Source organism: Sphingobacterium sp., from assembly GCF_032065005.1.
In the GTDB taxonomy this organism is placed as follows: Bacteria; Bacteroidota; Bacteroidia; order Sphingobacteriales; family Sphingobacteriaceae; genus Sphingobacterium.
Window position 1 is genome coordinate 112287 of the sequence record NZ_DAMBMM010000011.1, and the last position, 14245, is coordinate 126531.

A 14245-nucleotide genomic window follows, 5' to 3' on the forward strand; every position below is an offset into this window, starting at 1 on the left:
TCAGTGAAGATATGTGACTTAAGTTACATACAGCATGACAGTGCATAACAGTTGAATGAAAGAAATAAAATATCTTCGGAATAACTTAAAAACCTAAATCACTTTTTGATCACGTATGAATGCATTAGCAGGAGTAATATTTCATTTTATTGGTGGCTTTGCGTCTGGTAGTTTTTACGTTCCGTTTAAGAAAGTAAAGGGCTGGTCCTGGGAGGCAATGTGGATTTTAGGTGGTTTGTTCTCTTGGATCATTGTTCCTCCGATTGCGGCATGGCTGACTATCCCTAATTTTTGGGATATCATCAGCAATACAGGAAACCATATTTTAGGATATACTTTTCTGTTTGGCATACTCTGGGGAATAGGAGGGTTGACCTATGGTCTAGGAGTGAGATATTTAGGGGTTTCCTTGGGGAGCAGTGTGATCCTGGGACTGAGCATGGTCTTTGGATCCTTGATGCCGGCCATATATTATTTCTTCAACAGGAACGAGGGAAAGCATGGCATTGATTATTTCTTTACGGAGAACGCTGGAATCTGTGTGATGGTTGGACTGTTGGTCTGTGTGGTTGGGATCTATTTATGTGGGAAGGCAGGAGTATTAAAGGAAAGAAGTTTGGGAGACTTGGGGTCTGAATCGAAGGCAGACTATAATTTTGGATTGGGGATCATTGTTGCTATCGTATCTGGGGTTTTGAGTGCCTGTTTTAATTTTGGAATAGAATCAGGCAAACCCATGGCAGAAGTCGCCAATAGTTTATGGAAGTCTGCCCATCCAGGTCAAGGGGAGTTTTTATACCAAAACAATGTAACCTATATCGTAATCCTCTGGGGTGGATTCAGCACAAATTTTTTATGGTGTCTGTACCTATTGATCAAGAACCATTCGTTTGTAGATTATACGAAAAGAGATACGCCAATTGGAAAAAACTTTTTGCTCTGTGCCATAGCTGGGACGACTTGGTACCTGCAGTTCTTTTTCTATGGGATGGGCGAAAGTAGATTGGGCAATGGTGCGAGTTCATGGATCCTGCACATGGCCTTTATCATTTTGATATCCAATGCTTGGGGAGTTGCCCTCAAGGAATGGAAAGGAGTTAGTAAACCAACATATACAGCGATCATTGCTGGAATAGCCACTATCATTCTGTCGATATGCATAGTGGGATTTGCGAAAACATTAGAATAATAAACTAAATATATATAACTGTGAGAACATACAAACACGTTAATTATTTATGGGATGATGAGTACGCTCAACAGCTTGCGGGTGATGAGGTAGCTCTGTTATTATACCGTTCTAACATTTTAGGATCGGATCTAAGGATTACCAATTATGGCGGAGGAAATACCTCCTGCAAAGTAATGGATAAAGACCCCTTGACCGGAGAGGAAGTAGAGGTAATGTGGATCAAAGGCTCAGGAGGGGATATAGGAACATTGAAGAAGTCCGGACTAGCTGCTTTATATGTAGATAGGCTACGGGATCTTGAAAAAGTGTACCGAGGGATAGAACATGAAGATGAGATGGTTGAACTGTTCAATCACTGCATTTTTGATCTAGCGTCGAAAGCACCTTCAATCGATACCCCATTGCATGGATTTTTACCATTCAAACATATTGATCACCTTCACCCCGATGCAGCGATTGCCATCGCGGCAGCCAAGGATGGCGAGAAAATTACGCAAGAGCTCTTTAACGGGACGATTGGTTGGGTGGATTGGCAAAAGCCAGGCTTTGACCTAGGGTTGCAATTGCGTGAATGTCTGGAAGAAAATCCGGGTATCCGTGGCATCATGTTGGGTTCCCATGGTCTTTTTACCTGGGGCGACAATGCAAAGGATTGCTATATCAATTCCTTGGATGTGATTGAGGCTTGTGCGAATTACCTGGAAGAAAACTATGGTAAGAACAGAGCAATATTTGGAGGGCAGAAAGTAGAAAGTCTGGATCCCAAAGGAAGACAGGTACAGGCGGCTAAAATAGCGCCTATTTTAAGAGGGTTCTGTTCCAGTGAACGCCACATGATTGGTCATTTCACAGATGACCACCGTGTACTGGAATACATCAACTCCAATGATCTGGAGAAATTGGCACCATTAGGTACCAGCTGTCCAGATCATTTCTTGAGAACCAAGATACAGCCATTGATCCTGAACCTGGACAAAGATGAAGACCTGAATGATGTTAAAGCATTGAAGGAGAAGCTTGCTCCCCTGTTTGAGGATTATAGGGCCATGTACACGGAATATTATGAAACTTGTAAACATCCGAACAGCCCAGCGATCAGGGATAGAAATCCGGTAATCATCATTTATCCTGGTGTAGGGATGTTTGCCTTTGCGAAAGACAAACAAACTGCAAGGGTAGCTGCAGAGTTCTATACCAATGCGATCAATGTGATGAAAGGTTCTGAAGCGGTAAGTGAATATACATCCTTGCCTAGACAAGAAGCTTTCAATATTGAATATTGGTTGCTTGAGGAAGCAAAATTACAGCGTATGCCAAAACCGAAAGCCTTATCGGGAAGGATTGCATTGGTTACAGGTAGTGCGGGCGGAATAGGCAAGGCTATCGCCAAGAAATTTGCTGAAGAAGGTGCTGTCATTGTACTGAATGACTTAAATGCGGAACGATTGGCCGGTGCCAAAAAAGAATTTGAAGCTGCCTTTGGAAATGATAATGTAGTCTCTGTACCTTTAGATGTAACCAATGAAGAGCAGATCAAAGTCGCATTTGAAAAAGCATGTTTGAATTACGCAGGTATCGACATCGTAGTGAACAATGCCGGGCTGTCGATCTCAAAAACCATTGAGGACCATAGCAGCAAGGATCTTGATCTATTATACGATGTGTTGGTGAAGGGGCAGTTTTATGTCACCCAACAAGCGGTACATGTCATGAAGGCTCAAGGAATAGGTGGGGATATCCTCAATATCGTGAGCAAGAATGCGCTGGTGAGTGGTCCAAACAATGCCGGATACGGCAGTGCCAAGGCCAGCCAGTTACACCTTAGCCGCTTAAATGCCGCTGAGTTAGGTCCGGACAAGATCAGGGTCAATGTGGTAAATCCAGATGCAGTTATTTCGGACAGTAATATCTGGGCCGGAGGATGGGCTGAAGGAAGAGCAAAAGCCTATGGTATATCTGTTGAAGAGTTGCCGGCTTTCTATGCGAAACGAACTTTATTAAATGAGGTGATCTTGCCAGAAGATATTGCCAATGCATGTTTTGCCTTTGTTGGCGGACTGTTGAACAAATCTACAGGGAATGTATTGAATGTGGATGGTGGAGTTGCCATGGCCTTTGTGAGATAAGGACCATTTCAAAAACATAAAGCAGGTACAATGAGAATTGCGAAAGAACAGATTGAAGAGCACAATAAGAAATTGGAGAGTAGGCACCAGCGTGCTTTCCAATTTCTGAAAGAAGATATTCAAGGGATTGAAGCTATTGTATCGAAGCTTGAAAAGTTTCAGGTTGCCATTCCTAGTTGGGCTTTAGGAACGGGAGGTACCCGTTTCGGCAGGTTCAGTGGCCATGGAGAGCCTGGGACATTGGAGGAAAAGATTGAGGACGTAGGTTTATTACATGCCTTAAATCGATCAAGTGGTGCCATTTCATTGCATATTCCTTGGGATATCCCTAAAGATTCCCAAAAGATCAAGGATCTGGCTGCTTCCTTTGACCTAAAATTTGATGCGGTAAACTCCAATACCTTTCAGGACCAGAAAGGTCAGGAATTAAGCTATAAATATGGTTCATTGCAGCATGTGGATCCGAAAGTCAGGAAACAGGCTGTGGCCCATAATAAAGAGGTTATAGACCATGGAATAGCGTTAGGGTCGAAGGCGTTGACCGTCTGGTTGGCGGATGGTTCTTCCTTTCCAGGTCAATTGAACTTTCGGGAAGCTTTTCAAAATACTTTGGAAAGTCTGAAAGAGATCTATGCCCATCTGCCTGAGGATTGGAAATTGTTTGTGGAGTACAAAGCATTTGAACCTTTCTTTTATTCAATGACAATAGGAGATTGGGGGCAATCTTTGCTATTGGCCACAAAGTTGGGACCTAAGGCATACACGCTGGTTGATCTAGGCCATCATCTTCCTAATGCCAATATTGAGCAGATTGTTTCATTATTGCTGATGGAAGGGAAATTAGGAGGTTTCCATTTCAATGATAGTAAATATGCTGATGATGACCTCACTGCTGGGGCTATTAAACCCTATCAACTGTTCCTGATCTTCAATGAATTGGTAGAAGGCATGGATGCTAGGGGGATGGATCATGTTCGCGATTTGGGCTGGATGATTGATGCATCGCATAACCTGAAAGATCCACTTGTTGATCTATTGCAATCTGTGGAAGCTATCCTGATCGCATATGCCCAAGCGCTTTTGGTAGACCGAGATGCATTGAAAGCAGCTCAACAAAATAATGATATCGTTGAAGCACAGAACATCTTGCAGGATGCATTCCGGACAGATGTCCGACCGATAGTAGCTGAGGCAAGATTAAGGTCTGGAGCTGCATTAGATCCGCTACTATTGTTCGATGAACTAGCTGTTAGGGATGAATTAGTGAAAGAAAGAGGTGAAAACTCGGTTGCTACGGGATTATAAAAAAAGAAATGGGACAAAAAGAACGTATACCGGTTGTTGCCATTTTTGATGTTGGCAAAACGAACAAAAAATTGTTCTTATTTGATGAACATTATCAGATCGTCTATGAAAAATCTGCACGTTTTTTAGAAACGGTCGATGAGGATGGGGATCCATGTGAAAATATTGAAAGCTTGAGGCTTTCCGTGTTTGATTCGCTACATGAGATTTTCCGTAAAACAGAATTTGAAGTTAAAGCAATCAACTTTACTTCCTATGGGGCCAGCTTTGTTCTGATCAAAGAGGATGGACAACCGCTGACACCACTGTACAATTATTTGAAAGCCTATCCCCAGGAACTGAAAGACAGACTACATAATCAATATGGAGGTTTGGAAAAATTTAGTTTAGATACGGCATCGCCAGATTTAGGGAGTTTAAATTCCGGTCTGCAATTGTTTCGGGTGAAGAAAGAAAGACCTCAGGTCTTCAAGGAGATCCATTGTGCGCTGCATTTGCCACAATACCTCAGTTTTTTGCTTTCTGGCAAGCTCTATTCGGATAAGACGAGCATTGGTTGCCATACAGCATTGTGGGATTACCACAAGCAGGATTATCACCAATGGGTAAAGGATAATGCCATTGATGAAAAATTGGCTCCGGTTGTGCAAGCGGATGAAGTGTTCTCGGCAAATTTTCCGGGAAGTACCTTTGTGATCGGGTCTGGCCTTCATGATAGTTCATCGGCCTTGATTCCCTACTTGTTGAATTTTCATGAGCCATTTGTATTGATCTCAACAGGAACCTGGTGTATTTCTTTGAATCCCTACAACCATAGTCCACTGACCAAATCAGAGCTGGAGCAGGATTGTTTATTTTACCTGTCCTATGCGGGGAAGCCAGTAAAGGCTTCGCGCTTGTTCGCAGGACATGAACATGATGTGCAATCCAAACGTATTGCGGATCATTTTGCTGTTACGACAGCAAAATTCAGGAATATGGATATTGATTGGAATTTAATAGATGCCTTACAAAAGAAAGAGATTTCCGATGAGTTGGATGCTTTCTCGAAACTGGATCTAAATCAATTTAAGGACTATAAAGAGGCCTACCATTCCTTTATGTTGCACCTGGTGAAGGCGCAGGTACGATCGACCAATTTGATCATGGATGATGGAAAGATCAGTAGGGTCTTTGTCGATGGAGGATTCAGCAAGAATGCTATCTATATGAACCTGTTGGCCAAGGAGTATCCCCAAGTTGAGGTTTATGCTGCATCTATGGCGCAGGCCACGGCTGTTGGGGCAGCTTTAGCCATTCATGCGCATTGGAATACCTTGCCTGTACCAAACGATCTGATCGAGCTGCGGTTCTTTCGGGCATAGTTTAGAATTTTCATTATAATTTTTTAGAATAAGTATAAGAAGGCCTCAGCAATGAGGCTTTTTTATGTTAGTGATGGCTGTAGGCTAATAGAGCAAAAAGGCGAGCAACCTGGGGTTGACTCGCCTTTTTTATATGAAATGTTTGGTTTCTTAACGTAAATCTACGACTTCAAATCCTGGGTAATTTCCTTTGTTAAATTGGAAAGTAGAACCAGCAATTGGGCTGTTGACATACAGGCCGTTAATGGTATAAGTATACTTAGCGCCAGATTTGTCAAAGATGGTTACATCATGGATATGCTTGTTCTTGTTGATGCGGACCTGGATCTTGGAATAATTACTTTTTGCATCCTCAGGAGTCAAGTCAATTGCGGTCAACTTACCAGCAGCGGCATCCGACTGATTGGAAGAACTTCCATATTTATATCCTGATTTATAGAAGGTGAATATATTGTTGGGTCCAATGGATTGTCCAGAATTGTCTGCTTCAGAAACCTGAACTTCTTTATCTTCCTTAAGAACGGACCAAGTGGATTTGCCATCAGAAATCAGGTCCTGTGTAGGCAATGAAATCTTATACTGATTGGAAGGTTTGTTCAGGAACAATTTCCCTTTATCGGTATAGTTCTCACCATTAGCCTGCGTAGCTTTAAAAGTGAATTCGGATTGAATGGTTTTGTAACCATCATATTTTTGGGACACTTCATCCAAGATTTTCTTGGTTGAACCATTTTGTCCGAAAGCTAATGTTGCACTAAATAGGGCAACAAATACATAGATAAATCTCATCATCATTAATTAATCTTTTCTTAATGTTTCCAAATATTGTTCCAATGAGTATTCATCGGGGTATAGCACCTCGCGTGCTTTACTTCCTTCAAATGGACCTACAATACCTGCAGCTTCCAGTTGATCGATGATCCTTCCAGCGCGGTTATAACCTAATTTTAATTTGCGCTGAATCAATGATGTTGAGCCTTGTTGATGCATGACGATCAGCCTTGCAGCTTCTTCAAATAACTGGTCTCTATCGGACATGTCGAAATCCGCTAAGCCGGAACCTTCACCATTTTCATCAATGTACTCTGGTAATAAGTGGGCAGATGGATATCCACGTTGCGATCCGATGAAATCAGAAATCTGATCTACCTCAGGCGTGTCGACAAAGGCACATTGGATACGGATTAGGTCACTACCTGTTGCGAGCAACATGTCACCACGACCAATCAATTGGTCGGCACCGCCACTATCCAAGATGGTCCTTGAGTCGGTTTTCGAAAGTACCCTGAAGGCCAGTCGAGCTGGGAAGTTAGCTTTGATGGTACCTGTAATGATATTCACGGATGGTCTTTGGGTTGCAATGACCAAGTGGATACCCACGGCACGGGCTAACTGAGCAAGACGAGCGATAGGTGTTTCTACTTCCTTACCGGCAGTCATGATCAAATCGGCAAACTCATCAATTATAAGAACTATAAATGGTAAGAATCGATGACCCTCCTCAGGGTTTAATCGACGATTGATAAATTTTGCATTATATTCCTTTAAATTCCTTACCTGTGCATTTTTTAATAGATCATAACGTTGATCCATTTCAATACAAAGGGAATTTAAGGTGTTGATTACTTTTTTCGTATCGGTGATGATCGGTTCATCCTCATTAGGCAGTTTTGCCAAGAAATGTCTTTCGATTTTCTTGAATAAGGATAACTCTACTTTCTTAGGGTCGACCAGGACAAACTTTAACTCGGCCGGATGCTTCTTGTAAAGCAGCGAGGTTAAAATCGCATTGATACCAACCGATTTACCCTGACCTGTAGCACCCGCTACCAATAAGTGCGGCATTTTTGCCAAATCGGCAATATATACCTCATTGGAAATGGTTTTTCCTAAGGCGATAGGTAGGTCCATATCTGACTTCTGGAATTTCTCGGTGGTCAAGATAGAACGCATCGATACCATTTCAGGCGTGGAGCTTGGTACCTCGATACCAATCGTTCCTTTACCAGGCATCGGTGCAATGATACGGATACCCAAGGCTGCTAAACTAAGGGCAATATCATCCTCCAAATTCTTGATCTTAGAAATACGAACGCCCGGTTTCGGGATGATTTCATATAAGGTGACCGTTGGTCCGATGGTCGCTTTGATATGTTCGATTTCAATGCTATAGTTTCTCAGCGTTTCAACAATTCTGTTTTTGTTGGCTTCAAGTTCCTGTTGGTTAATCGTGATTTTTCCGGAGCCATAATCTTTCAATAGATCAAGACCAGGGTATTGGTATCCTGAAAGGTCTAGTTTAGGATCATATTCACCAAATTTCTCCACTAAGTCATTGGCTGAAATCGGCTTTTCCTCAATGACCCTTTCCACAGTAAGTGCAGGTTCTGCAACCTCTTCAGATTTCTTTACTGGGGCAGGAGGGGGATCAATACTGAGCTCGATTTCTTTTTCCTGGTTCTCAACAAAGTTTGTATTGGGCTTGATAGCATTTACATTCAATGGAAGAGATACCGTATTGTCCTCTTCTTTGTTGGACGTGAAATCTACACTGCCAACTTCATCTTCTTCCTCATCAGGTACAGCATAGGTGTCTGTAGCGATGTTTTGCTGTGTATTTGTCTTGATCTTATTATTGACCGTGGTATAATTTTGATCATCTTCTTCAAATTCTTCATCCTCGTCTTCCAATTGTTTTTTGGAGGACTGGAATGAGAATCTTAAGTCGTAGTTGTACAGCAATACCAATGCTGTCAAGAAAATAAATACGAGCAAGCCGCCGGTCCCTACGGTTCCGATTTGATTTTTCAGGATCTGGTTGGTCCAGAAACCAAATTTACCTTCAAGGATATGGGGTGTATTGGATATAAAATCTTGGGCGAAACCAAGGGTTATTGACAAGAGGATAATAGCTACAAGGGAATAGATCACGGTTTTCCAAACAGGAAGGATCGATCTTTTGTAAAGGAACTTGTATCCGATAACAAATAAGACCAAAATAAATAGGAAGGAAGCGACGCCAAACCATTCATAGATAAATTGATTGGCTAACAGGGCTCCGAATTTTCCGAGTTTATTCTGAACGATTGGTGTTTCAATAGTTTCATCATGGATTTCTTCGGTAGTTTGCATCAAAGTGCTCCATCCGCCATTGCTTTGGGCGATGTAGCTTTGGTCAGATTGCCAAGTGAACAAATAGGAAACAAATGCAACGGTGAATAGACCAGCGAGCAAAAGAAGAAATAAGCCTAATATTTTTAGAGCCTTTCTCTGACCTTCCGAAAAGTTGAATTGGTCAAAAGATTTGGTTTTTGCTCTTTTTTGATATGAAATAGTAGTGTTCTTCGTCTTCTTAGTCCCAGTGCTACCACTACCGTTTTTAAATGTATTTAATTTAGCCATTAATTATGACGTGATTTACGTTAGTACAAACTTAAAAAAAAACTTTTATGATTCCATTGTGTAGGTCATAACACAACATGGTATCATGTCCTGTTAAAAACAATTGGAATCGATAAAGCTAATGCATAAATAGTTCATTGATTTGAATTCATTGAGCTGTAGCAATAAGCTCTCCAAATTCGTTGTATCTTTGAATATAAAGAATTTTGAAGTATGTTTCCAAGAAATAAATATTTGCTGCCTGTTATAGCGCTATGTTTTACGATTTTCATGCAAGGCTGTGCCAAAGATGATGGAATGGGACCTGAAAATCTGGACAGCGATGGTTTTTCAGGTATTGCTGCTTTCAATGCCATCGAAGGAACAAGTAACCTGCAGCTTTTGATCGATGGAAAATTAATCAATAAGGACAACGAGAATTTTAGCACAGGAGGATACCTTAACCACCGGACTTTATTTCCTGGAAAAAGATTGTTGGAGCTGAAAACTACGAAAGGAGCTGTCTTGTATGCCACAGAGAAAGTCTTTCAGAGTCCAAAAATTTACTCTTACTTTTTTTATGGTGCTAATAATAGAGAACCGCTTGTAACAGAGGATGATGTGATTAAGCCTGAAACAGGTAAGATGAAAGTTAGGCTGGTTAACCTGGTGTCAGATTCTAGACTTAAATTGGACTTTCAATATCTGAATTCGAAAGTGACCCATGACATGGAGAATAGAGTCTTTGGATTGAATGAATACTCTTCGAAGGAAGATTTTAAGTTTGAAATCAGTTCCACCGACCGCAAATATGATAATATTGAAATAAACTTAGCTGGAAAAGACCGCTCCGTTTTCTCGATCGTGTTGTATACCGAGCAGGAAGAAAATTCGGAGAAAAGGGAAATAAAATATAAAATATTGGAACTCTAATCGGATTGGAGAACAAAAAGAAAGCCCGTAATCAAGTCGATTACGGGCTTTCTTTTTGATATAGCTTGATCTTTATGCTACGGTGATCAAGTAGTAGTTCTTTTTACCACGTTGAGCAATTAAGTATTTGTCATTGATCAGGTTGCTGGTGTTTACTAGCAATTCAATGTCTGTTAATTTCTCGCGGTTCAAGGAAACTCCACCACCTTGCAACATTTTTCTAGCTTCACCCTTTGAAGGGAAAACCTGTGTCTCAACCAGTAGGTCTAAGATGTTGATGCCTTCGGCTAATTTTGCCCTGTCCAGGTTGGATTGAGGAACACCATCGAATACCTCAAGTACGGCATCATGGTCTAAGTTAGCTAGGAAAGAAAGGTCTCCGTTTCCAAAAAGGAATTCCGAAGTCTTAACTGCTGTTTCGTAGTCTAGTTCAGAGTGCGTACGTGTGGTGATGTCCTTAGCTAATGCCTTTTGAACAATTCTCAAGTGCGGTGCAGCATCATGTTCAGCGATAATGGCATCAATTTCTTCCTTAGTTTTCAAGGTGAAGATCTTGATCCAGTTTTTAGCGTCATCATCAGTTGCATTCAACCAGAATTGATAATATTTATAAGGAGAGGTTTTCTTAGCGTCCAACCATACTGCCCCTGATTCTGTCTTACCGAACTTCTGTCCGTCGGACTTTTTGATCAATTGCGTAGTTAATCCGAAAACAGTCCCTTGTTCTAATCTGCGAACGATTTCACTTCCTGTAACGATGTTACCCCATTGGTCAGAACCACCCATTTGGATTTTGCAGTTCTGGTTTTTCCAAAGATAATAGAAGTCATAACCTTGAATTAATTGATAGGAGAACTCGGTGAAGGAAAGGCCGTTTTCGCCTTCCAAACGTTTCTTTACAGAATCTTTGGCCATCATATAATTCACGGTAATCAGCTTACCAACGTCACGGATGAAGTCCAAGAAACTGAAGTCCTTGAACCAATCGAAGTTGTTCACCATTTTTGCATCTGTTTCACCTTCGCCAAACGTTAAGAATTTGGTCAATTGATGTTTCAGGGATGCAACATTGTGAGCTAACGTAGCTTCATCAAGAAGATTACGTTCAGCTGATTTGAATGAAGGGTCTCCGATCATACCTGTAGCACCACCAACAAGGGCAACAGGTTTGTGGCCTGCGTGTTGAAAGTGGATCAGGGTCATGATTTGAGTTAAATGACCAACATGTAGAGAATCGCCTGTCGGGTCGAAGCCGATATATCCCGCTACTTGTTCTTTGTTTAACAATTCTTCTGTTCCTGGCATGATGTCTTGAAGCATGCCTCTCCAGCGTAGTTCTTCTACAAAGTTCATAATATACCCTTAAGATTTTTATTTAAGTTGCAAAGATACGAGATTAAACTGTATCTTTCAGATAATTATTGTTTGATATAGCGGATGAATTTTCTCTCACATTTCTATTTTGAAAGGTTTGCAACTATCCCTGAGCGTGTTCTTGGCTCTTTGTTGCCTGACTTGTTGAAGAATGTAGATAAGTCCTATATCTTTCATCCCCAAAAATTCGAGGAACAGCTTTTTGCCCATCCCCAGACTATGGAAATATCCGAAGGTTGGTATCGGCATGTGGAGGTGGACAAGTTATTCCATAGCAGTGAGTTCTTTTTGAACCATTGCCATCACCTGAGACGCAAGCTGGACCCTGTATTGGAAGGTACGCCGATCCGTGGGACTTTCATGGCCCATATCGCAGTAGAATTGATGCTCGACCATCTGTTGATCAAGCACCAGCTTGTCAATGTTTCGAGATTATATGAACATCTGGAAAATGTTCACAAACCAATTATGAGAAGTTATTTGAAAACCATCGGTGTGGAAGATATTGATGGGTTTGTTGCCTTTTATGATAAATTCCTAGCATGGAAGTATATTTTTGATTATAAAGATCTTGATCAGATTTCAAAGCCACTGATCAACATTTCAAAACGTATCTGGACCTTTGAGACCCCAAAGGGAATACATGAAGGATTGACCGAAGTCTTGGTCGATTATTGCAATGAGGATATGAAGGATTTCAAGGATATCTACACATATATTCAGGATAACTTGACGTATTTGTCATAATTTTTTTCACTTTTGTTACTTGTCCAATAAATTAACTTAATATGGCTAATAGACTTTTCCGAAAGAAAAGCGTAGATCAAATTCTTTCAGACGCTGAACATGGTGGTTCTGGATTAGCAAAAATTTTAGGAGTTCGAGATTTAGTATCCCTTGGTATTGCAGCCATCGTAGGGGCTGGTATTTTCAGTACCATCGGTTTGGCTAGCTACAATGGAGGTCCGGCCGTTTCGCTGCTCTTCGTGTTTGTGGCATTTGCCTGTGTGTTTACTGCTCTTTCCTATGCTCAGTTTGCGAGTACTGTACCGGTTTCCGGTAGTGCATATACCTATGCTTATGTGGCATTTGGTGAATTGTTTGCTTGGATAATTGGCTGGGCCCTGGTGCTCGAATATGCCGTATCCAATATGGTAGTGGCCATATCATGGTCGCAGTATTTTGTATCCATGCTGGAAGGCTTTGGGATACATCTCCCCAAATGGATGACCATGGCTCCAGGTTATGCCCTAGATGCACATCAGAAATTCCTGGAAGTTGGGATGGAGAATTTGGAGAAGATCGATAAGGTTGCTCTGCAAGCTTATGATACTGCACCGAGGATCTTGGATATCCCCATTATCTTTGACATGCCTGCTGGATTGATCACTTTCCTGGTAACCTGGCTGGTGTATATCGGGATTAAAGAGTCACGGAAAGCCAGTAATATCATGGTGCTGATCAAGATTGGGATTATCCTTGCGGTGATTATCGGTGGTATTTTCTTTGTTAAACCAGAGAACTGGACTCCATTTGCGCCGAATGGTTTAGGAGGTGTAATGAGTGGGGTAGCAGCTGTATTCTTCGCTTTTATCGGTTTTGACTCCATTTCCACAACGGCAGAGGAGTGCAAGAACCCCCAAAGGGACCTTCCAAAAGCGATGATCTATTGTTTGTTGATCTGTGCTGTGCTTTATGTAGCGATCACACTTGTGTTGACAGGAATGGTGAATTACAAGGAATTGAATGTGAAAGATCCATTGGCTTATGTGTTCGAATATGTAGGCTTCGATCATATGGCAGGGATTATTTCGGTTACTTCCGTAATTGCGATTACAAGTGCTTTGCTCGTGTTCCAATTGGCTCAACCAAGGATCTGGATGACCATGAGTAGGGACGGATTGCTATGGAAGAAGTTTGCAACTATTCACCCAAAATATAAAACGCCTTCTTTTGCTACGATCGTGACAGGTATCGTGGTGGCTATCCCTGCATTGTTCTTTAAGATGGATTTCTTTGTCGATCTGACCTCCGTGGGTACTTTCTTTGCATTTATCCTAGTCTGTTGCGGCGTGTTGTATATGGATCATTCAGGCTTATCCAAACGTTCTAAGTTTAGGGTGCCATATGTCAATGGGAAATATATCGTAGGTATTGGATTAATTGTTGGGTTGATACTCGCTGTTAAGTTTAGTGGAGAGTCCATTTCAGATTGGATGAGTATGGGGTCCTCGGCGATTCTTTTGCATAAATCTTTAGTGATCGTATTTTGGTTAGCTTGGTTGGTGCTGAGTGTATTGAGCTTTAAATATAATTTTTCATTACTACCGGTGATTGGAATCTTGGTAAACCTTTACCTGATGTCTGAATTAGGCGCGAGTAACTGGATTATCTTTATCCTATGGTTACTGGGTGGTTTAGCGATATATTTTGGATATGGCTATCGAAATTCCAAGTTGAGAAATGTCGATACAAAATAGAACGAGATAAATAGAATTAGAAAAGGCTGCCAATGTGACATGACCCCAAAAAGTTGGACGGATTAACAAAATTAAGTTTTTTCTAGGAGA

General features: G+C 41.3%; 10 protein-coding genes. 7 read left to right on the plus strand and 3 right to left on the minus strand.

The window, feature by feature from the left end; all coding sequences use genetic code 11:
- Nucleotides 1-115 precede the first annotated feature (115 nt).
- From rhaT to RT138_RS16170, 4 genes are read left to right on the plus strand one after another with little or no spacing between them, the layout of a single operon-like run.
- Nucleotides 116-1189 carry an L-rhamnose/proton symporter RhaT gene (gene rhaT / locus RT138_RS16155; RefSeq protein WP_313191498.1) on the plus strand — a complete coding sequence of 358 codons (1074 nt, stop codon included), beginning with the start codon at nucleotides 116-118 and terminating at the stop codon, nucleotides 1187-1189.
- 20 nt (nucleotides 1190-1209) lie between these two features.
- Nucleotides 1210-3318: a bifunctional aldolase/short-chain dehydrogenase gene (locus tag RT138_RS16160; RefSeq protein WP_313191499.1), complete on the plus strand. Its 2109-nt coding sequence runs from the start codon at nucleotides 1210-1212 to the stop codon at nucleotides 3316-3318.
- Between the two features lie 30 nt (nucleotides 3319-3348).
- Nucleotides 3349-4623 carry a TIM barrel protein gene (locus tag RT138_RS16165; protein WP_313191500.1) on the plus strand — a complete coding sequence of 425 codons (1275 nt, stop codon included), beginning with the start codon at nucleotides 3349-3351 and terminating at the stop codon, nucleotides 4621-4623.
- Between the two features lie 8 nt (nucleotides 4624-4631).
- Nucleotides 4632-5987: an FGGY family carbohydrate kinase gene (locus tag RT138_RS16170; protein WP_313191501.1), complete on the plus strand. Its 1356-nt coding sequence runs from the start codon at nucleotides 4632-4634 to the stop codon at nucleotides 5985-5987.
- A gap of 150 nt (nucleotides 5988-6137) precedes the next feature.
- Here RT138_RS16170 and RT138_RS16175 read toward each other — a convergent pair whose 3' ends face one another.
- Together RT138_RS16175 and RT138_RS16180 are read right to left on the minus strand one after the other, a co-directional pair.
- Nucleotides 6138-6782 carry an outer membrane lipoprotein carrier protein LolA gene (locus RT138_RS16175; RefSeq protein WP_185213425.1) on the minus strand — a complete coding sequence of 215 codons (645 nt, stop codon included), beginning with the start codon at nucleotides 6780-6782 and terminating at the stop codon, nucleotides 6138-6140.
- A gap of 3 nt (nucleotides 6783-6785) precedes the next feature.
- Entirely contained in the window at nucleotides 6786-9389 is a 2604-nt protein-coding gene (locus RT138_RS16180; RefSeq protein WP_313191502.1) for a DNA translocase FtsK 4TM domain-containing protein, read from the minus strand.
- 213 nt (nucleotides 9390-9602) lie between these two features.
- Here RT138_RS16180 and RT138_RS16185 point away from each other — a divergent pair, with 213 nt between their 5' ends.
- A complete protein-coding gene (locus RT138_RS16185; protein ID WP_313191503.1) occupies nucleotides 9603-10301 on the plus strand; it encodes a DUF4397 domain-containing protein in 699 nt (232 codons plus the stop codon).
- A 72-nt stretch (nucleotides 10302-10373) separates the two neighbouring features.
- Here the strand turns inward: RT138_RS16185 and tyrS are convergent, their stop codons facing one another.
- Nucleotides 10374-11654, minus strand: coding sequence for a tyrosine--tRNA ligase (gene tyrS / locus RT138_RS16190; RefSeq protein ID WP_313191504.1), 1281 nt, complete (start codon nucleotides 11652-11654; stop codon nucleotides 10374-10376).
- Between the two features lie 84 nt (nucleotides 11655-11738).
- Between tyrS and RT138_RS16195 the strand changes: the two genes are divergently transcribed.
- Nucleotides 11739-12422, plus strand: a complete 684-nt coding sequence (locus RT138_RS16195; RefSeq protein ID WP_313191505.1) for a hypothetical protein — start codon at nucleotides 11739-11741, stop codon at nucleotides 12420-12422.
- Between the two features lie 41 nt (nucleotides 12423-12463).
- The gene (locus RT138_RS16200) at nucleotides 12464-14155 is read left to right on the plus strand and encodes an amino acid permease (protein WP_313191506.1); all 1692 of its coding nucleotides are present in this window, start codon (nucleotides 12464-12466) and stop codon (nucleotides 14153-14155) included.
- Nucleotides 14156-14245 lie beyond the last annotated feature (90 nt).

What these genes read in the sequence shown, in the direction of transcription:
- rhaT (WP_313191498.1), top strand. Translation starts at nt 116, where the DNA reads ATGAATGCATTAGCAGGAGTAATATTTCATTTTATTGGTGGCTTTGCG.
- RT138_RS16165 (WP_313191500.1), top strand. Translation starts at nt 3,349, where the DNA reads ATGAGAATTGCGAAAGAACAGATTGAAGAGCACAATAAGAAATTGGAG.
- RT138_RS16170 (WP_313191501.1), top strand. Translation starts at nt 4,632, where the DNA reads ATGGGACAAAAAGAACGTATACCGGTTGTTGCCATTTTTGATGTTGGC.
- RT138_RS16175 (WP_185213425.1), bottom strand. Translation starts at nt 6,782, where the DNA reads ATGATGATGAGATTTATCTATGTATTTGTTGCCCTATTTAGTGCAACA.
- RT138_RS16180 (WP_313191502.1), bottom strand. Translation starts at nt 9,389, where the DNA reads ATGGCTAAATTAAATACATTTAAAAACGGTAGTGGTAGCACTGGGACT.
- RT138_RS16185 (WP_313191503.1), top strand. Translation starts at nt 9,603, where the DNA reads ATGTTTCCAAGAAATAAATATTTGCTGCCTGTTATAGCGCTATGTTTT.
- tyrS (WP_313191504.1), bottom strand. Translation starts at nt 11,654, where the DNA reads ATGAACTTTGTAGAAGAACTACGCTGGAGAGGCATGCTTCAAGACATC.
- RT138_RS16195 (WP_313191505.1), top strand. Translation starts at nt 11,739, where the DNA reads ATGAATTTTCTCTCACATTTCTATTTTGAAAGGTTTGCAACTATCCCT.
- RT138_RS16200 (WP_313191506.1), top strand. Translation starts at nt 12,464, where the DNA reads ATGGCTAATAGACTTTTCCGAAAGAAAAGCGTAGATCAAATTCTTTCA.